This is a genomic window from Pseudomonas sp. GW821-FHT05D12, assembly GCF_059419825.1.
In genome coordinates this window covers 300,548-318,393 of record NZ_JBWKSN010000005.1, presented here as the reverse complement: position 1 = coordinate 318,393, position 17,846 = coordinate 300,548, and the positions used below count along the sequence as shown (strand labels likewise).

General features: G+C 62.0%; 17 protein-coding genes and 1 pseudogene. 10 read left to right on the top strand and 8 right to left on the bottom strand.

Annotated elements, in window-relative coordinates:
- Window positions 1-4 precede the first annotated feature (4 nt).
- Entirely contained in the window at window positions 5-493 is a 489-nt protein-coding gene (locus tag AC07SI_RS11750) for an Lrp/AsnC ligand binding domain-containing protein (protein ID WP_003176896.1), read from the top strand.
- 98 nt (window positions 494-591) lie between these two features.
- Here AC07SI_RS11750 and AC07SI_RS11745 read toward each other — a convergent pair whose 3' ends face one another.
- Window positions 592-945 (bottom strand): YkgJ family cysteine cluster protein, encoded by a 354-nt coding sequence (locus AC07SI_RS11745; protein ID WP_016975913.1) that lies wholly within the window; start codon window positions 943-945, stop codon window positions 592-594.
- Between the two features lie 115 nt (window positions 946-1,060).
- On the opposite strand from AC07SI_RS11745, the gene AC07SI_RS11740 reads away from it, so the two are divergent.
- The gene (locus AC07SI_RS11740) at window positions 1,061-2,353 is read left to right on the top strand and encodes an NAD(P)/FAD-dependent oxidoreductase (protein WP_495005772.1); all 1,293 of its coding nucleotides are present in this window, start codon (window positions 1,061-1,063) and stop codon (window positions 2,351-2,353) included.
- Here AC07SI_RS11740 and AC07SI_RS11735 read toward each other — a convergent pair whose 3' ends face one another.
- Window positions 2,354-2,578, bottom strand: a complete 225-nt coding sequence (locus AC07SI_RS11735) for a DUF1127 domain-containing protein (RefSeq protein WP_495005771.1) — start codon at window positions 2,576-2,578, stop codon at window positions 2,354-2,356. It abuts the gene before it with no gap.
- 166 nt (window positions 2,579-2,744) lie between these two features.
- Here AC07SI_RS11735 and AC07SI_RS11730 point away from each other — a divergent pair, with 166 nt between their 5' ends.
- Window positions 2,745-4,169, top strand: coding sequence for an aminotransferase-like domain-containing protein (locus AC07SI_RS11730; RefSeq protein WP_065902472.1), 1,425 nt, complete (start codon window positions 2,745-2,747; stop codon window positions 4,167-4,169).
- Window positions 4,170-4,231: 62 nt separating this feature from the next.
- On the top strand, window positions 4,232-5,800 hold the full coding sequence (locus AC07SI_RS11725) for a phospholipase D family protein (RefSeq protein ID WP_495005770.1): 1,569 nt from the start codon (window positions 4,232-4,234) through the stop codon (window positions 5,798-5,800).
- Between the two features lie 60 nt (window positions 5,801-5,860).
- Here AC07SI_RS11725 and AC07SI_RS11720 read toward each other — a convergent pair whose 3' ends face one another.
- Together AC07SI_RS11720 and AC07SI_RS11715 are read right to left on the bottom strand one after the other, a co-directional pair.
- On the bottom strand, window positions 5,861-7,003 hold the full coding sequence (locus AC07SI_RS11720) for an MFS transporter (protein ID WP_120450503.1): 1,143 nt from the start codon (window positions 7,001-7,003) through the stop codon (window positions 5,861-5,863).
- Window positions 7,004-7,191: 188 nt separating this feature from the next.
- A complete protein-coding gene (locus tag AC07SI_RS11715; RefSeq protein ID WP_065902478.1) occupies window positions 7,192-8,685 on the bottom strand; it encodes an aldehyde dehydrogenase in 1,494 nt (497 codons plus the stop codon).
- Between the two features lie 230 nt (window positions 8,686-8,915).
- Here AC07SI_RS11715 and AC07SI_RS11710 point away from each other — a divergent pair, with 230 nt between their 5' ends.
- Window positions 8,916-9,278 carry a cupin domain-containing protein gene (locus AC07SI_RS11710; RefSeq protein ID WP_495005769.1) on the top strand — a complete coding sequence of 121 codons (363 nt, stop codon included), beginning with the start codon at window positions 8,916-8,918 and terminating at the stop codon, window positions 9,276-9,278.
- Between the two features lie 70 nt (window positions 9,279-9,348).
- Here the strand turns inward: AC07SI_RS11710 and rpmG are convergent, their stop codons facing one another.
- Both rpmG and rpmB read right to left on the bottom strand, forming a co-directional pair.
- The gene (rpmG, locus tag AC07SI_RS11705; protein WP_003176906.1) at window positions 9,349-9,504 is read right to left on the bottom strand and encodes a 50S ribosomal protein L33; all 156 of its coding nucleotides are present in this window, start codon (window positions 9,502-9,504) and stop codon (window positions 9,349-9,351) included.
- 11 nt (window positions 9,505-9,515) lie between these two features.
- On the bottom strand, window positions 9,516-9,749 hold the full coding sequence (gene rpmB, locus AC07SI_RS11700; RefSeq protein ID WP_003176907.1) for a 50S ribosomal protein L28: 234 nt from the start codon (window positions 9,747-9,749) through the stop codon (window positions 9,516-9,518).
- Window positions 9,750-10,207: 458 nt separating this feature from the next.
- On the opposite strand from rpmB, the gene AC07SI_RS11695 reads away from it, so the two are divergent.
- Window positions 10,208-11,800, top strand: coding sequence for an ABC transporter substrate-binding protein (locus AC07SI_RS11695; protein ID WP_065902482.1), 1,593 nt, complete (start codon window positions 10,208-10,210; stop codon window positions 11,798-11,800).
- Window positions 11,801-11,886: 86 nt separating this feature from the next.
- On the opposite strand, the gene radC is transcribed toward AC07SI_RS11695, so the two are convergent.
- Window positions 11,887-12,561 carry a RadC family protein gene (gene radC / locus AC07SI_RS11690; RefSeq protein ID WP_495005768.1) on the bottom strand — a complete coding sequence of 225 codons (675 nt, stop codon included), beginning with the start codon at window positions 12,559-12,561 and terminating at the stop codon, window positions 11,887-11,889.
- Window positions 12,562-12,715: 154 nt separating this feature from the next.
- Here radC and coaBC point away from each other — a divergent pair, with 154 nt between their 5' ends.
- The 4 genes and pseudogenes from coaBC to argB all read left to right on the top strand — a co-directional run bounded on the left by coaBC (window position 12,716) and on the right by argB (window position 16,973).
- Complete coding sequence (coaBC, locus tag AC07SI_RS11685) at window positions 12,716-13,924, top strand: bifunctional phosphopantothenoylcysteine decarboxylase/phosphopantothenate--cysteine ligase CoaBC (RefSeq protein WP_010207499.1); 1,209 nt, start codon at window positions 12,716-12,718, stop codon at window positions 13,922-13,924.
- A 5-nt stretch (window positions 13,925-13,929) separates the two neighbouring features.
- Window positions 13,930-14,385, top strand: coding sequence for a dUTP diphosphatase (gene dut / locus AC07SI_RS11680; protein WP_065902484.1), 456 nt, complete (start codon window positions 13,930-13,932; stop codon window positions 14,383-14,385).
- A 241-nt stretch (window positions 14,386-14,626) separates the two neighbouring features.
- Window positions 14,627-16,048, top strand: a pseudogene (locus AC07SI_RS11675) (phosphomannomutase/phosphoglucomutase); the annotation flags it as partial.
- A 19-nt stretch (window positions 16,049-16,067) separates the two neighbouring features.
- Window positions 16,068-16,973: an acetylglutamate kinase gene (gene argB, locus AC07SI_RS11670; RefSeq protein WP_065902486.1), complete on the top strand. Its 906-nt coding sequence runs from the start codon at window positions 16,068-16,070 to the stop codon at window positions 16,971-16,973.
- Window positions 16,974-17,178: 205 nt separating this feature from the next.
- Here argB and pyrE read toward each other — a convergent pair whose 3' ends face one another.
- Window positions 17,179-17,823 (bottom strand): orotate phosphoribosyltransferase, encoded by a 645-nt coding sequence (gene pyrE / locus AC07SI_RS11665; protein ID WP_106802290.1) that lies wholly within the window; start codon window positions 17,821-17,823, stop codon window positions 17,179-17,181.
- Window positions 17,824-17,846: the final 23 nt, after the last annotated feature.

Below are 17,846 nucleotides of genomic sequence, written 5' to 3'. Positions count from 1 at the left end.
CCCTATGCGTACCAACACCCAGACCAAGCGGGAGCTGGACAAGATCGACCGCAATATCCTGCGCATCCTGCAGACCGATGGGCGTATTTCGTTCACGGAGCTGGGAGAAAAGGTCGGGCTGTCGACCACGCCGTGCACCGAGCGGGTCCGTCGGCTGGAGCGTGAAGGGATCATCATGGGCTACAACGCACGGCTCAATCCGCAGCATTTGAAGGGGAGTTTGCTGGTATTTGTCGAGATCAGCCTGGATTACAAGTCCGGCGATACCTTTGAAGAGTTCCGCCGCGCCGTGCTGAAACTGCCCCACGTGCTGGAATGCCACCTGGTGTCAGGCGACTTCGACTACCTGGTGAAGGCGCGGATTTCCGAGATGGCCTCGTACCGCAAATTGCTCGGCGATATCCTGCTCAAGCTGCCCCACGTGCGGGAGTCGAAGAGCTATATCGTGATGGAAGAGGTGAAAGAGAGCCTGAACCTGCCGATCCCGGACTGACCTCACAGCGCAGATCACTGTAGGCGCCGGCTTGCCGGCGCTAGCGATTTTAGCGTCGATATCTTCATCGCCAGGCCTGGGTCTACCGCTTGATCGGGTTACACCAGCACCTGCCGGGTGCTCGCCATGTATTCGTGGATCTGCTTCTCGACCCGCGGGTGAATCAGCTCCACCGGCCGCCGCCCATTCGGGCATGGCAAGGTCTTCGTCGTGCCGAACAGGCGACAGATCAGCGGGCGCTCGTCATACACGGTGCAGCCATTGGGGCCCAGGTGCACACAGTTCAGCTCATCCATCGCCGCGTCCTGCTCGGCGGCGGTCTTGCGTGGCAGGCGCGACATTTCCTCGGGCGAAGTCGTCACCGGCCCACAGCAATCATGACAACCGGGGACACACTCGAACGAAGGAATCTGTCGACGCAGCGCGCTGATTTTCTGACTGTTGCAACTCATCGAAACACGTACCGAACGGCGAATAGGCGTGGATTCTGACGCAAAACGCCCTGCGCAGACAGCTTCGTCCGACCGCTGTATCCTGCGTCAAATTTTCCAAACAGGGATGCTCCCGATGACTGCCAGCGCCCGGCACACCAATTCCTACTACGCCGCCAGCAGCGTGCCGCAGCCCGATTACCCGGTGTTGAAGGGTGATGTGCGCGCCGATGTGTGCGTGGTCGGCGGTGGTTTTTCCGGGCTCAACACCGCCCTGGAGCTGGCCGAGCGCGGCTTCAGCGTGGTGTTGCTGGAAGCGCGCAAGATCGCCTGGGGCGCCAGTGGGCGCAATGGCGGCCAGCTGATTCGCGGCGTCGGCCACGGCCTGGAGCAATTCACTCCGATCATCGGCACCGACGGCGTGCGCCAGATAAAGCTGATGGGCCTGGAAGCCGTGGAAATCGTGCGTGAACGCGTCGAGCGCTACCAGATCCCCTGCGACCTGACCTGGGGCTACTGCGACCTGGCCAACAAGCCCCGGGACCTGCAAGGCCTCGCCGAAGACGCCGAAGAACTGCGCAGCCTGGGCTATCGCCACGAGGTGCGCCTGCTGCAAGCCGGCGAAATGGGCAGCGTGATCGGCTCCGAACGCTACGTGGGCGGCATGATCGACATGGGCTCCGGCCATCTGCACCCGTTGAACCTGGCGCTGGGTGAAGCCGCCGCCGCGCAGCAATTGGGCGTGAAGCTGTTCGAACAGTCCGAAGTCACGCGCATCGACTACGGCCCTGAAGTCAACGTACACACCGCCCACGGCAATGTACGCGCCAAGTCCCTGGTACTGGCCTGCAATGCCTACCTCAATGGCCTCAACCCCCATTTGAGCGGCAAAGTGTTGCCCGCCGGCAGCTACATCATCGCCACCGAGCCGTTGAGCGAAGCCCAGGCCGCCGAGCTGTTGCCACAGAACATGGCGGTGTGCGACCAGCGCGTGACGGTGGATTACTTCCGCCTGTCCGCCGACCGTCGCCTGCTGTTCGGCGGTGCCTGCCACTATTCCGGACGCGATCCCAAGGATATCGGCGCCTATATGCGGCCCAAGATGTTGCAAGTGTTCCCCCAGCTGGCCGAGGCGAATATCGATTACCAGTGGGGCGGCATGATCGGTATCGGCGCCAACCGCCTGCCGCAGATCGGCCGGCTCGCCGATCAACCCAATGTGTATTACGCCCAGGCCTATGCGGGCCACGGCCTCAACGCCACGCACCTGGCGGGCAAGCTGTTGGCCGAGGCCATCAGCGGCCAGCAACAGGGGCGTTTCGATCTGTTCGCCCAGGTGCCGCACATCACCTTCCCCGGCGGCAAGCACTTGCGCTCGCCGCTGCTGGCGCTGGGCATGCTCTGGCATCGCTTCAAAGAGCTGCTTTGATCAATCCCGCCAGAACGGTTTCAACCCCTCCTGGCGCGCCTGTTCAGCAGACAATCCGACATCAAGCAATTGCTCGCGGGTCAGGTGCAGCAAGGCCTTGCGCGTGTGGCGGCGATGCCAGAACAGACTCCAGCGGCTGATATCGCGCGGCGCCGTCGCCCGCTCTTGCCCTGCCTGCAATTCCTGACTGTGTAACATCAGTCGCACATCGCTCATGCCGTTCATTGTCTTGCCCCTCAATTGCCTGTTGCCATGAGTGACTAGAATGGGTGAGCGGGAAAAACCATTACAGATTCAACCAACTTTTATTAAATCCATACAGACACTGCCTACGCGCGGCTGAATCCTGTATTTTCCCCGTATCTGTACTGGTCTCCCGGGAGCGACTGCCATGACGCTATACATCAATCTCGCCGAACTGCTGGGCACGCGCATCGAGCAAGGCTTCTATCGCCCCGGTGATCGACTGCCCTCCGTGCGGGCCTTGAGCGTCGAACATGGGGTCAGCCTGAGCACCGTGCAGCAGGCGTATCGGATGCTCGAAGACAACGGCCTGGCCATGCCCAAGCCCAAGTCCGGCTACTTTGTACCGGTCAGCCGTGAGCTGCCGGCCTTGCCCGAGATCGGTCGCCCGGCCCAACGGCCGGTGGAGATTTCCCAGTGGGACCAGGTACTCGAGCTGATTCGCGCAGTACCGCGCAAAGATGTCATACAGATGGGTCGCGGCATGCCGGATGTATTGTCGCCCACCCTGAAGCCGCTGCTGCGCAGCCTTGCACGCGTCAGTCGGCGCCAGGATCTGCCAGGGCTGTATTACGACAACATCCTTGGCTGTATGGAGCTGCGCGCGCAGATTGCGCGGCTGTCATTGGATTCCGGTTGCCAACTCACCGCCGAAGACATCGTGATCACCACCGGCTGCCATGAAGCGCTGTCGGCCAGCATCCACGCGATCTGCGAGCCGGGCGACATCGTCGCAGTGGATTCGCCGAGCTTTCACGGCGCCATGCAGACCCTCAAGGGCCTGGGCATGAAAGCCCTGGAAATCCCCACCGACCCGCTCACCGGGATCAGCCTCGAAGCCCTGGAACTGGCGCTGGAGCAGTGGCCGATCAAGGTCATCCAGCTGACCCCCAACTGCAACAACCCGCTCGGCTACATCATGCCCGAGGCGCGCAAACGGGCGTTGCTGACCCTGGCCCAGCGTTTCGACGTGGCCATCATCGAAGATGATGTGTATGGCGAACTGGCCTACAGCTACCCGCGCCCGCGCACCATCAAATCCTTCGACGAAGACGGCCGCGTGCTGCTGTGCAGCTCGTTCTCGAAAACCCTCGCGCCGGGCCTGCGCATTGGCTGGGTCGCGCCGGGACGCTACCTCGAGCGGGTGCTGCACATGAAATACATCAGCACCGGCTCCACCGCCACCCAGCCGCAGATTGCGATTGCAGAGTTTCTCAAGGGCGGCCATTTCGAACCGCATTTGCGGCGGATGCGCACCCAATACCAGCGCAATCGCGACTTGATGCTTGATTGGGTCAGTCGTTATTTCCCGGCGGGTACCCGCGCCAGCCGCCCGCAAGGCAGCTTCATGCTGTGGGTCGAGCTGCCGGAAGGCTTCGATACGCTGAAGCTCAACCGCGTCCTGATGGAACAAGGCGTACAGGTGGCGGTAGGCAGTATCTTTTCTGCGTCCGGCAAGTACCGCAATTGCCTGCGCATGAACTACGCTGCCAAGCCAACCCCGCAGATCGAAGAAGCGGTACGCAAGGTCGGTGCCGCCGCAATCAAGATGCTTGCCGAGGTTGCAGACTGACCTTTCACCGAAAATAGCCGTCATATACCCACAACCGCCCTGACCTGGAAGCAGTGCCCTTGATGATTCGACGGCTTTTACCGTTTTTACTGCTGGGCGCCTTGACGCTGGGCGGCTGCGCAACCATCGATTCCCCGCGCATCCCCAGCGATGCCCTGCCCGCTGCGCAGTCTTCCTTCGGTCGCTCGATCCAGGCCCAGGCGGCGCCCTATCAAGGTCGCTCCGGCTTTCGCCTGCTGCCCAACAGCAGCGAAGCGTTCATGGCCCGCGCCGAGCTGATCCGCAATGCCCAGACCAGCCTCGACCTGCAGTACTACATCGTCCACGACGGCATCAGCACGCGGATGCTCGTGGATGAACTGCTCAAGGCCGCCGACCGTGGCGTACGCGTGCGCATCCTGCTCGACGACACCACCAGCGACGGCCTCGACCAGATCATCGCCACCCTCGCCGCTCATCCCAAGATCGAGATCCGCCTGTTCAACCCCCTGCACCTGGGGCGCAGCACCGGTGTGACGCGGGCCATGGGGCGGCTGTTCAACCTGTCGCTGCAACACCGGCGCATGCACAACAAACTGTGGCTGGCAGATAACAGCGTGGCCATCGTTGGCGGGCGCAACCTGGGCGATGAGTATTTCGATGCCGAGCCCAACCTGAACTTCACCGACATCGACATGCTCAGCGTCGGGCCGGTGGCCGAGCAACTCGGCCACAGCTTCGACCAGTACTGGAACAGCGCGCTGAGCAAGCCCATCGACGACTTTGTCACCAACACGCCGTCCAAAGGCGACCTGGCCGCTGCCCGTGTACGCCTGCAAGACTCCCTGGCCGAGTCGCGCCAGCAGAATCACGCGCTGTACAACCGCTTGCGCACCTACCAGACCCAGCCGCGCATGGACACCTGGCGCCGCGAGCTGATCTGGGCCTGGAACCAGGCGCTGTGGGACGCACCGAGCAAGGTATTGGCCAAGGCCGATCCGGACCCGCGATTGCTGCTCACCACACAGCTGGCGCCGGAACTTGAGGGCGTCAATCACGAGCTGATGATGATTTCGGCGTACTTCGTGCCGGGGCAACCGGGCCTGGTGTACCTGACCGGGCGCGCCGACGCCGGCGTGTCGGTGAGCCTGCTCACCAACTCCCTGGAAGCCACCGACGTGCCCGCCGTGCATGGCGGCTACGCGCCCTACCGCAAGGCGCTGTTGGAACATGGGGTGAAACTCTATGAACTGCGCCGCCAACCGGGCGACCCCAGCGCAGGCAGTGGTCCGCACCTGTTCCGACGCGGCACCTTTCGCGGCTCGGACTCCAGCCTGCACAGCAAGGCGATGATCTTCGATCGCGAGAAGTCGTTTATCGGTTCGTTCAATTTCGACCCGCGCTCAGTGCTGTGGAACACCGAAGTCGGCGTGCTGGTAGACAGCCCCGAACTGGCGGAACACGTGCGCAACCTGGCGCTGCAAGGCATGGCCCCAGCCTTGAGCTATGAGGCGAAACTGCAGGACAGCAACGTGGTGTGGGTGACCGAAGATAACGGCCAGCTACACACAATCACCGAAGAACCCGGCAGTTGGTGGCGTCGCTTCAACGCCTGGTTCGCCACCTCGGTGGGGCTGGAACGCATGCTCTAAAACGACACAGATCAACTGTGGGCGCTGGCAAGCCAGCGCCTACGGTGAATGCATTTCAAGTCAGGCCGGTTGTGCGGCGCCGAATGCGCCTTGACGCAGCAACAGCACGACCAGGCCCAGCGAGCCCGCCGCCATCAGCAACGGCAGTGCATGCCCGCTGATCCACTGGCTGCCGGCACCGGCCACCAGAGGGCCGATCAGGCATCCGATCCCCCACAGCTGCGCCACGTGGGCATTGGCGCGCACCAGCGCGTCATCGCGGTAGCGCTCGCCGATCAGGATCAGCGACAGCGTGAACAACCCGCCGGCACTCGCCCCGAACAGCACCCACACCGGCCAGATCAGCGGCGTGTGCATCAACAGCGGAATCGCCAGGCTCGAAACCAGCAACAGCAGCGCACAACCCAGGAACAGCGTGCGCCGTGGCAGGTAATCGGCCAACGCGCCGATGGGCAACTGCAGCAACGCATCGCCGACCACCACCGTGCTGACCATTGCCAGGGCAATCTCGGCAGTGAAGCCCTGTTGCAGGCAATACACAGGCAGCAGGGTGAGAATCATCGCCTCGAAGGCAGCGAACAATGCCACCGCCCAGGCAATCGCCGGCAGGCTCAGGCAGAAGCGCCACAGGTCGCCGAAGGTCACGCTGAACGACTCGGCGGTCGGCGCGCCGGAGCGTCCCAGCAACAGCAACGGCGCGACCATCAACAAGCCGACGCCGACCCAGAAACCGTAGTCATGGTCTGTGCCAATCAGGCCCAGCAGCAACGGCCCCGACAGTTGGCTCAAGGCATAACTGCAGCCATACAGGGCCACCAGGCGACCGCGCCACTGCTCCACCACCAACTGGTTGATCCAGCTTTCACCGAGAATGAACACGATGGTCAGGATCACCCCGATCATCAGGCGCAGCACCAGCCACACCGGGTAGCTGGGCAGTATCGCCAGCAAGCCGATAGACACCGCGCCGGCCCACAGGCACAGGCGCATCAGGTTGGCGGTGCCCAGCCACGCGGCCAGCCGGCTGGAGACTTTCGCACCCAGCAGCACGCCGAAGGCCGGCATCGCCGCCATCACGCCGATGGCAAAACTGCCATAGCCCCAGCCCTCCAGGCGCAGGGATACCAACGGCATGCTCACGCCCAGCGCCAGGCCGACGCTGAGCACCGAGGCCAGCACGGCGAAGTAAGTCGCCCAACGCATGTCCACGCTCCTGTGGATAATTTTCGAGTTCACACAAAACAGCGTGGGAGCGGGCTTATGTGGGAGCCGGGCTCACCCGCGATGCAGGCACCTCGGTTTTTCAGTTGCACCGAGGTGATGCTATCGCCGGCAAGCCAGCGCCTACACAAGCCGGCTCCCACATTTGACCGGCGGTGTTGCCTAGAGGCTTACAGCTTGATCCAGGTCGCCTTCAGCTCGGTGTACTTGTCGAACGCGTGCAGCGACTTGTCGCGACCATTGCCCGACTGCTTGAAGCCACCAAATGGCGCAGTCATGTCGCCGCCATCGTACTGGTTGACCCACACGCTACCGGCGCGCAGGGCTTTGGCAGTCAGGTGCGCCTTGGAGATATCCGCCGTCCACACCGCTGCGGCCAGGCCGTATTGGGTGTCGTTGGCGATGGCAATCGCCTCTTCAGCGCTGTCGAAGGTGATCACCGAGAGCACCGGGCCGAAAATTTCTTCCTGGGCGATCTTCATGGCGTTGGTCACACCGTCGAAAATCGTCGGCTCGACGTAGGTGCCGCCGGTTTCTTCCAGGGTGCGCTTGCCGCCCGCCACCAGCTTGGCGCCGTCAGCATGGCCGGCTTCGATGTACGAGAGCACGGTGTTCATCTGCTGGGTGTCCACCAATGCGCCGACGTTGGTCGCCGGGTCCAGCGGATTGCCCGGCTTCCAGCCTTTGAGGGCCTCGATTACCAGCGGCAGGAATTTATCCTTGATGGAGCGCTCGACGAGCAGGCGCGAACCCGCAGTGCAGACTTCGCCCTGGTTGAAGGCGATCGCCCCGGCGGCGGATTCGGCGGCGGCCTGCAGGTCCGGCGCATCGGCAAACACGATGTTCGGGCTCTTGCCACCGGCTTCCAGCCACACGCGCTTCATGTTCGACTCGCCGGAGCGGATCAACAGCTGCTTGGCGATCTTGGTGGAACCGGTGAACACCAGGGTGTCGACGTCCATGTGCAGCGCCAGCGCGTTGCCCACGGTATGGCCGTAGCCCGGCAGCACGTTGAAAACGCCTTTCGGGATACCGGCTTCAACAGCCAGGGCCGCGATGCGAATGGCGGTCAGCGGGGATTTTTCGGACGGCTTGAGGATGACCGAGTTACCGGTGGACAGCGCCGGGCCGAGTTTCCAGCAGGCCATCATCAGCGGGAAGTTCCACGGCACGATGGCACCGACCACGCCCACTGGCTCGCGGGTCACCAGGCCCAGTTGATCGTGCGGGGTGGCGGCGACTTCGTCGTAGATCTTGTCGATCGCCTCGCCGCTCCAGCTCAGCGCGTTGGCAGCGCCGGGCACGTCGATGCCGAGGGAGTCACTGATGGGCTTGCCCATGTCGAGGGTTTCGAGCAGCGCCAGCTCTTCGGCATTGTCCTTGAGCAGCGCGGCGAAACGGATCATCGCGGCTTTGCGCTTGGCCGGCGCAAGGCGCGACCACACACCGGAATTGAAGGTGGCGCGGGCATTTTCTACCGCACGCTGGGCGTCGGCGACGTCACAGCTGGCAACAGTGGCCAGCAGGCGGCCATCGACCGGGCTGATGCATTCGAAGGTGTCGCCGGAAGCGGCGGCGGTGTATTCGCCGTTGATGTAGGCGCGACCTTCGATCTTCAGATCCTTGGCGCGTTGTTCCCAGTCGGCACGGGTCAGGGTGGTCATGCGAGTGTCCTCCTCTTATTGAATACAAGGGCCAGGTGATGTCCCCCGGCTGCCTCAAAGAATTCTTGCCCGGCCAGCCTGCTGTTCGGCTCAAGGCGGCTACCACCCTAAACCAGCGGCTGGGGATGTTTCAATATATTTGACATAACGCCGGTAAACGCCCTTGCGATGTTCATTTTAATAAACATAGACTTTGGGCTCTCCAACCGCAGGCCAGACGGGACACGCACATGAGCATCCAGGACATCGTCGACTTCAGCCAGGCCAATACCGCCCCAGACCGCTACCGCCCCGCCGCGGAAAAAATCCTCAAGGGCGACCCCGAACAAACGATCTACAACCACTACAACAGCCCGTGCGGCCAGATGAGTGCCGGGGTCTGGGAAGGTGAAGTCGGGCAATGGAAGGTCAACTACACCGAGCACGAGTACTGCGAGATCGTGCAGGGTGTTTCCGTGCTGCGCGATGTCGAGGGCAACGCCAAGACCTTGCGCGCCGGCGACCGATTCGTGATCCCCGCCGGCTTCAGCGGCACCTGGGAAGTGCTGGAGCCGTGCCGCAAGATCTACGTGGTGTTCGAGCAGAAAGCCTGATCCGGCAAATCCGAGGCAAAAAAAAGCCCGTATCGTGAGATACGGGCTTTTTCACAAGGAGGAAAATCAATTACTTGATTTTGCCTTCTTTGTAGATCACGTGCTTGCGAACGCGCGGGTCGAACATTTTCTTTTCGAGCTTGTCCGGGGTAGTACGCTTGTTCTTGTCGGTAGTGTAGAAGTGACCAGTACCGGCGCTAGAGATCATTCGAATCAATTCACGCATGATAGAGCTCCTTAGATCTTGCCAGCGGCGCGGATTTCGGCCAGCACGACAGTAATGCCACGCTTGTCGATGATGCGCATGCCTTTGGCGGATACGCGCAGGCGTACAAAACGTTTCTCTTCTTCAACCCAGAAGCGGTGATGCTGCAGGTTCGGCAGGAAACGACGACGGGTTTTGTTATTTGCGTGGGAAATGTTATTCCCAGTCACCGGACCCTTACCGGTAACTTGACAGACTCTCGACATGCCTCAGCCCTCTAAAACCACATGCCCAACCCGGCATGGGTTGGCCGCTTAATCTCTCAGTCATTTGGCGCCAGGCGCCGCGTTTCTTTAGGGTCTTACCGGCTACACCTACAAGCGAAGGAACCGGGCCCCTAGAAAAGAGCGCTGCTTTATACCAGAAAGACCCCAGTGCAACAACAGCCCGTGTGTTTTTCCCGGCGTAAATCTCGGCGACAGACGCCCGAACCGTTGCCAGGAGGGGCCGCTGCAACAGCCGACCGCTCGTCGCACAGAATGATTTACAGCGGCATTGCGCGCGGCAAAGCGCACGACGAAACACGCTGAGACGCCATCAAAACAGCATTTGAGGCAAAAGCACAGGCAAAAATGGGCTAGTCATTTATCCGGCAGACCACTACGGTAGGACTTTTCCAGACTGCACTCGCAGATGGGCCTTCGATCTGCAAAGGAAACCGAACATGCGCCTCGCTGCCCTACCGCTATTGCTAGCCCCTCTATTTATCGCGCCGCTGGCATCTGCCGCCAGCAACCTGAGCGTCTGCACCGAGGCCAGCCCCGAAGGGTTCGATGTGGTGCAATACAACTCGTTGACCACCACCAACGCCTCGGCCGACGTGCTGATGAACCGCCTGGTGGACTACGACGCTGCCAGCGGCAAACTGGTGCCCAGCCTGGCGGACAGCTGGGAAGTCTCGCCAGACGGCCTGACCTACACGTTCAAGCTGCACCCGGAGGTGAAATTCCATCGCACCGACTACTTCACCCCAAGCCGCACACTGACCGCTGAAGACGTGCGTTTCAGCTTCGAGCGCATGCTCGACCCGGCCAACCCATGGCACCAGATCGCCCAGAGCGGTTTCCCGCATGCGCAGTCCCTGCAATTGCCCACGCTGGTGAAGAAGATCGACGCCCTCGACCCGCTGACCGTGCGCTTTACCCTGGACCACGCCGACTCCACCTTCCTCGCCGCCCTGAGCATGGGCTTTGCCTCTATCTACCCGGCCGAATACGCCGACAAACTGCTCAAGGCCGGCACCCCGGAAAAACTCAACAGCCAGCCAATCGGTACCGGTCCGTTTATCTTCAGCCGCTTCCAGAAAGACGCCGTGGTGCGCTACAAGGCCAACCCGGACTACTTCGCCGGCAAACCGGCTGTGGATAACTTGATCTTCGCCATTACCCCTGACGCCAACGTGCGCCTGCAGAAATTGCACCGCGATGAATGCCAGATCGCCCTGTCGCCCAAGCCCCTGGATGTCGGCGAGGCCGAGAAGGATCCCGCACTCAAGGTAGAAAAGACTGCCGCGTTCATGACCGCCTTCGTCGCCATCAACAGCCAGCACCCACCGCTGGACAAGCCCGAAGTGCGCCAGGCGATCAACCTGGCCTTCGACAAGGCCAGCTACCTCAAGGCCGTGTTTGAAGGCACCGCCGAAGCCGCCAACGGCCCCTACCCGCCCAACACCTGGAGCTACGCCAAGGACCTGCCGGGTTATCCACAGGACCTCGCCAAGGCCAAGGCACTGCTGGATCGCGCCGGCCTCAAGGACGGCTTCAAGACCACGATCTGGACGCGCCCCACCGGCAGCCTGCTGAACCCCAACCCTAACCTCGGCGCGCAATTGCTGCAGGCTGACCTGGCCAAGGTCGGCATCCAGGCCGAGATTCGCGTGATCGAATGGGGCGAACTGATTCGCCGCGCCAAGGCCGGCGAGCACGACCTGCTGTTCATGGGCTGGGCCGGCGACAACGGCGACCCGGATAACTTCCTGACCCCGCAGTTCTCGTGCGCGGCGGTAAAATCCGGCACCAACTTCGCCCGCTACTGCGACCCGGCGCTGGACAAGCTGATCAGCGCCGGCAAGACCACCAACGAGCAAGGCGTGCGCAGCAAGCTGTATCAGCAGGCCCAGGCACAGATCCAGCAGCAGGCACTGTGGCTACCGCTGGCACACCCGACGGCGTTTGCCCTGGCGCGCAAGAACGTCGAGGGATACCAGGTGAGCCCGTTCGGGCGCCAGGATTTCTCCAAGGTCAGCGTGAAACCTTGACCATCCTCTTGTAGAAGCCGGGTTGCCGACGATGGCATCCGTTAAATCCCTGGTGATTTTGCGGATGCCATCGCCAGCACGCCGACTTACATCCATCCATATTCGGCCATCGACAGTGGGTCACCATCGCCCACGATGATGTGATCCAGCACCCGCACATCCACCATTTCCAGGGCTTTTTGCAGCAGCTTGGTCAATTTTCGATCAGCCGCGCTGGGCTCCACGCTCCCCGATGGATGGTTGTGGCACAAGATCAAGGCCGCAGCGTTGTACGCCAGGGCGCGCTTCACCACCTGCCGGGGATAAACGGTCGCGGCGTCGATAGTGCCCTGGGACAGCGCCTCGAAACCCAGCACCCGGTGCTTTGAATCCAGGAACAGGCAGCCGAAGATCTCGTGGGGTTCATGACGCAACAGGGCCTTGAGGTAATCGCGCACCGCCACCGGATTTTCCAGCACCGAGTCGCTGCGCAGCCGCTCGGCCAGATGCCGTCGGGACATTTCCAGCACGGCCTGCAATTGCGCAAACTTCGCCGGGCCGAGCCCCAGATGCTGGCTGAACAGCGTCTGGCTGGCTTCCAGCAGCGGGCGCAGGCCGCCAAATTGCGCCAACAGATGGCGCGCCAGGTCCACTGCACTCCTGCCGGAAACCCCGGTCCGCAGGAAGATTGCCAGCAACTCGGCGTCGGACAGACTCGCCGCCCCCCACTCCAGAAGTTTCTCCCGCGGCCGTTCTGCCAATGGCCAATCGCGAATACTCATCTCACCTCCCTCTCCCTGTGCGCCACATGTACGCCGCTGTTGCACGGCAGGCGCTGTGTTATCGTAGGCCCTCTTTTTTGCATGCGATTTCACCTGGGGAGGGGGCATCGCACGCGTCACTGAACTGGCATCACTGAACTGGAAAGGCAAACCAATGCAGCGTCTGTATCGGAAACGCATCGTTCTCGGCGTCGGCGGCGGCATTGCCGCCTACAAGAGCGCAGAGCTGGTCCGCCGGCTCCTGGACCAGGGCGCCGAAGTGCGCGTGGTCATGACCCGCGGCGGTAGTGAGTTCATCACCCCGCTGACCATGCAGGCCTTGTCCGGGCACCCGGTTCACCTGGACCTGCTGGACCCGGCGGCCGAAGCTGCCATGGGCCATATCGAGCTGGCCAAATGGGCCGACCTGGTACTGATCGCCCCGGCCACTGCCGACCTGATCGCCCGCCTGGCCCAGGGCATCGCCGATGACCTGCTGACCACCCTGGTACTGGCCACCGACGCCACCGTCGCCATCGCCCCGGCCATGAACCAGGCCATGTGGCGCGACCCGGCCACCCAAGCCAATACTCAACTCCTGCAAAGCCGTGGCCTCAAGGTGTTCGGCCCGGCCTCCGGCAGCCAGGCCTGCGGCGACGTCGGCATGGGCCGCATGCTCGAAGCCACTGACCTGGCGCTGTGCGCCGCCGAGTGCTTCCAGCACCTGGCCCTGACCGGCAAGCACGTGCTGATCACCGCCGGCCCGACCCAGGAAAACATCGACCCGGTGCGCTACATCACCAACCATAGCTCAGGAAAAATGGGCTTCGCACTGGCCGAAGCCGCGGTCGAGGCAGGCGCACGCGTCACCCTGATCACCGGTCCGGTGCATTTGCCGACCCCCGATCGCGTCACGCGAATCGACGTAGTCAGCGCGCGGGACATGCTGGCGGCCTGCGAGGCGGCTATTCCCTGTGATTTGTTTATCGCGTCCGCTGCGGTTGCAGACTACCGCCCGGAAGTCGTCGCCCCGCAAAAGCTCAAGAAAGACCCTACGAGCGGCGACGGCCTGCTCCTGCAAATGGTGCGTAACCCGGACATCCTGGCCACCATCGCCACGCGTGCGGACCGTCCGTTCAGCGTCGGCTTTGCCGCCGAGACCGAGCACCTGCTGGACTACGCCGCACGCAAACTGAAAGACAAAAACCTCGACCTGATCGTTGCCAATGATGTCGCCAACCCGAGCATCGGCTTCAACAGCGAGGAAAATGCCATCAGCGTGATCGACCGCGAGTTGCACGCCACCGTTTTCGCCCAGACCAGCAAGGGCAAGATTGCCCGCCAACTGATCTCTTTTATCGCCCAACGGCTGAACCAGGTTTAATTTCCATGCACGCTTTGCAAGCCAAGATCCTCGACCCACGCATCGGCACCGACTTCCCACTGCCGGCCTACGCCACCCCGGGCTCCGCCGGCCTGGACCTGCGCGCCATGCTCAAGGAAGACACCGTCCTCGAGCCGGGCCAGACCATCCTGATTCCCACCGGCCTGTCGATCTACGTCGGCGACCCAGGCCTGGCGGCGCTGATCCTGCCGCGTTCCGGCCTGGGCCACAAACACGGGATCGTGCTGGGTAACCTGGTGGGCCTGATCGACTCCGACTACCAGGGCGAGCTGATGGTGTCGTGCTGGAACCGTGGCCAGACCGCGTTCAACATCGCAGTCGGCGAGCGCATTGCCCAACTGGTGCTGGTGCCCGTGGTGCAGGCGCATTTCGAACTGGTTGAGCAATTCGATGAAACACAACGTGGCGCAGGGGGGTTTGGGCATTCCGGCAGTCACTGACTAAGCTGATTCTGGCCGGGCGTCACTGCCCGGCTCGACGCCCACCGCAAGGCTTTTCAGGACGAAGAATGCGCGGACTTAATCATCAAGATTTCCCCTTTGAAATCAATGCATTACGGCACGGAACAGTCGGATCGCAAGCGCCGATGGCATTTTTGCACCACGAACTCTCTGCCGAAAACACCGTCATACCCTTCAGTTTGAGCCTGCCGGTCCGCCACTTTAAGGCCAGCCTTGCCCCCTTCAGATGGAGTTTCCCCCCGCGATGAGTACCGCAGCCCGAGTAGCCCCGACATTCCCCGACAGCATCTTTCGCGCCTATGACATCCGTGGCGTGGTGCCCAAGACCCTGACCGCCGAAACCGCCTACTGGATCGGCCGCGCCATCGGCTCCCAGAGCCTGGCCCAGGGAGAGCCCAATGTTTCGGTCGGCCGTGACGGTCGCCTGTCCGGCCCGGAGCTGGTGGAGCAACTGATCCAGGGCCTGGCCGACAGCGGCTGCCATGTCAGCGACGTCGGCCTGGTGCCCACGCCTGCGCTGTACTACGCCGCCAACGTGCTGGCCGGCAAGTCCGGCGTGATGCTGACCGGCAGCCATAACCCGTCTGACTACAACGGTTTCAAAATCGTCATCGCGGGCGACACCCTCGCCAACGAACAGATCCAGGCCCTGCATCAGCGCCTGAAGACCAACGACCTGACCAGCGGCAAAGGCAGCATCACCCGGGTCGACATCCTCCAGCGCTACTCCGATGAAATCACCCGCGACGTCAAACTCGCGCGCCGCCTGAAAGTCGTGGTGGACTGCGGCAACGGTGCAGCCGGCGTGATCGCCCCGCAACTACTCGAAGCCCTGAACTGCGAAGTGATCCCGCTGTTCTGCGATGTCGACGGCCACTTCCCCAACCACCACCCGGACCCCGGCAAGCCTGAAAACCTGGTCGACCTGATCGCCAAGGTCAAGGAAACCGGCGCCGACGTCGGCCTGGCCTTCGACGGCGACGGCGACCGCGTGGGCGTGGTGACCGAAACCGGCGAGATCGTGTTCCCGGACCGCCTGCTGATGCTCTTCGCCCGTGACGTGGTGGCGCGCAATCCCAACGCCGAGATCATTTTCGACGTCAAGTGCACCCGCCGTCTCACCCCGCTGATCAAGGAATATGGCGGCCGCCCGCTAATGTGGAAGACCGGTCACTCGTTGATCAAAAAGAAAATGAAGGAAACCGGCGCCCTGTTGGCCGGCGAAATGAGCGGTCACGTATTCTTCAAGGAACGCTGGTTCGGCTTTGACGACGGCATTTACAGTGCTGCGCGCCTGCTGGAGATCCTCAGCAAGGAAAAATCCACCGCGCAAGGGCTGTTTGAGACCTTCCCGAACGATATTTCTACGCCAGAGATCAATATCCATGTGACCGAGGAGAGCAAATTCAGCATCATTGACGCACTGCACGATGCGCGATGGGGTGAAGGCGCCAACCTGACCACCATTGATGGTGTGCGAGTCGATTACGCCAAAGGCTGGGGCCTGGTGCGCGCATCCAACACCACACCGGTGCTGGTGTTGCGCTTCGAGGCGGATACCGAGGCTGAGTTGCAGCGCATCAAGGACGTGTTCCACGCCCAGTTGAAACGTGTTGCCCCTGATCTCCAATTACCGTTCTGATTTTTTACCGGAGCCCTGAATGACCCTCGAACGCGAAGCCGCTGCCAATACTGCCAAGGTCCTGTCCGAAGCGTTGCCTTACATCCGACGCTATGTCGGCAAGACGCTGGTGATCAAGTACGGCGGCAATGCCATGGAAAGCGACGAGCTGAAAACCGGCTTTGCCCGCGACATCGTGTTGATGAAAGCCGTGGGGATCAACCCGGTAGTGGTCCACGGCGGCGGCCCGCAAATCGGCGACCTGCTCAAGCGCTTGTCGATCGAGAGTCACTTCATCGATGGCATGCGTGTCACTGACGCGCAGACCATGGACGTGGTGGAGATGGTCCTCGGTGGCCAGGTCAACAAGGACATCGTCAACCTGATCAACCGCCACGGCGGCAGCGCCATCGGCCTGACCGGCAAGGACGCGGAGCTGATCCGCGCGAAAAAACTGACGGTGACCCGCCAGACGCCGGAAATGACCCAGCCGGAAATCATCGACATCGGCCAAGTGGGCGAAGTGATCGGCATCAACACCGACCTGCTGAACCTGCTGGTCAAGGGCGACTTCATTCCGGTGATCGCACCGATCGGTGTGGGCGCCAATGGCGAGTCCTACAACATCAACGCCGACCTGGTAGCCGGTAAAGTGGCAGAGGCACTCAAGGCTGAAAAGCTGATGCTGCTGACCAACATCGCCGGCCTGCTGGATAAGGAAGGCAAGGTATTGACCGGTCTGACCACCCAACAGGTCGACGACCTGATCGCTGACGGCACCATCTACGGCGGCATGCTGCCAAAGATCCGCTGCGCACTGGAAGCGGTGCAAGGCGGCGTGGGCAGCTCGTTGATCATCGATGGCCGGGTTCCGAACGCGGTACTGCTGGAAATCTTCACCGATACCGGCATGGGCACGCTGATCAGTAACCGCAAGCGTCCTTAAGCAGCAAAAACCAAAAAAGCCCCGCTCAATCGAATTGAGCCGGGCTTTTTTATGCATGCGATCGCGATCCAACTGCTAAATGCATCCCCCCTGTGGGAGCGGGCTTGCTCGCGAAAGCGGTCTGTCAGTGACACATGCGCTAACTGACCCGACGCTTTCGCGAGCAAGCCCGCTCCCACACAAGCCGGCTCCTACAGGTCCGGTATCAGACGCCGTATTGCTCGCGGTACGCACGTACAGCCGGCAGATGCTGCTTGAGCTGTGGATCATCTTCCAGGAACTGCAGCACCTGGTTCAGCGACACGATGCTGACCACGGGAATGCCGAAATCACGTTCCACTTCCTGGATCGCGGACAACTCACCGTTGCCGCGTTCCTGGCGGTTCAGCGCGATCAACACACCCGCGGCCTTGGCGCCGTCCTGGGAAGCAATGATCTGCATCACTTCACGGATCGCGGTACCGGCGGTGATCACGTCGTCGATAATCAGCACGTCGCCTTTGAGCGCAGCCCCGACCAGGCTGCCGCCTTCGCCATGAGCCTTGGCTTCTTTGCGATTGAAGCACCACGGCAGATCCAGCTCATGATGTTCAGCCAACGCCACGGCGGTCGCGGCCGCCAGGGGAATGCCCTTATAGGCCGGGCCAAACAGCACGTCGAAGGAAATGCCGCTGTCAACGATGGCTGCCGCGTAGAAACGACCCAGCTGAGCCAGGGCCGAACCCGAGTTGAACAAGCCCGCGTTGAAGAAGTATGGGCTGGTGCGCCCGGACTTCAGGGTGAACTCACCGAAGCGCAAAACCCCGCGATCGATGGCAAAACGAATGAAATCGCGTTGATACGCCTGCATGAAAAAAGCCTCAGATACCACGG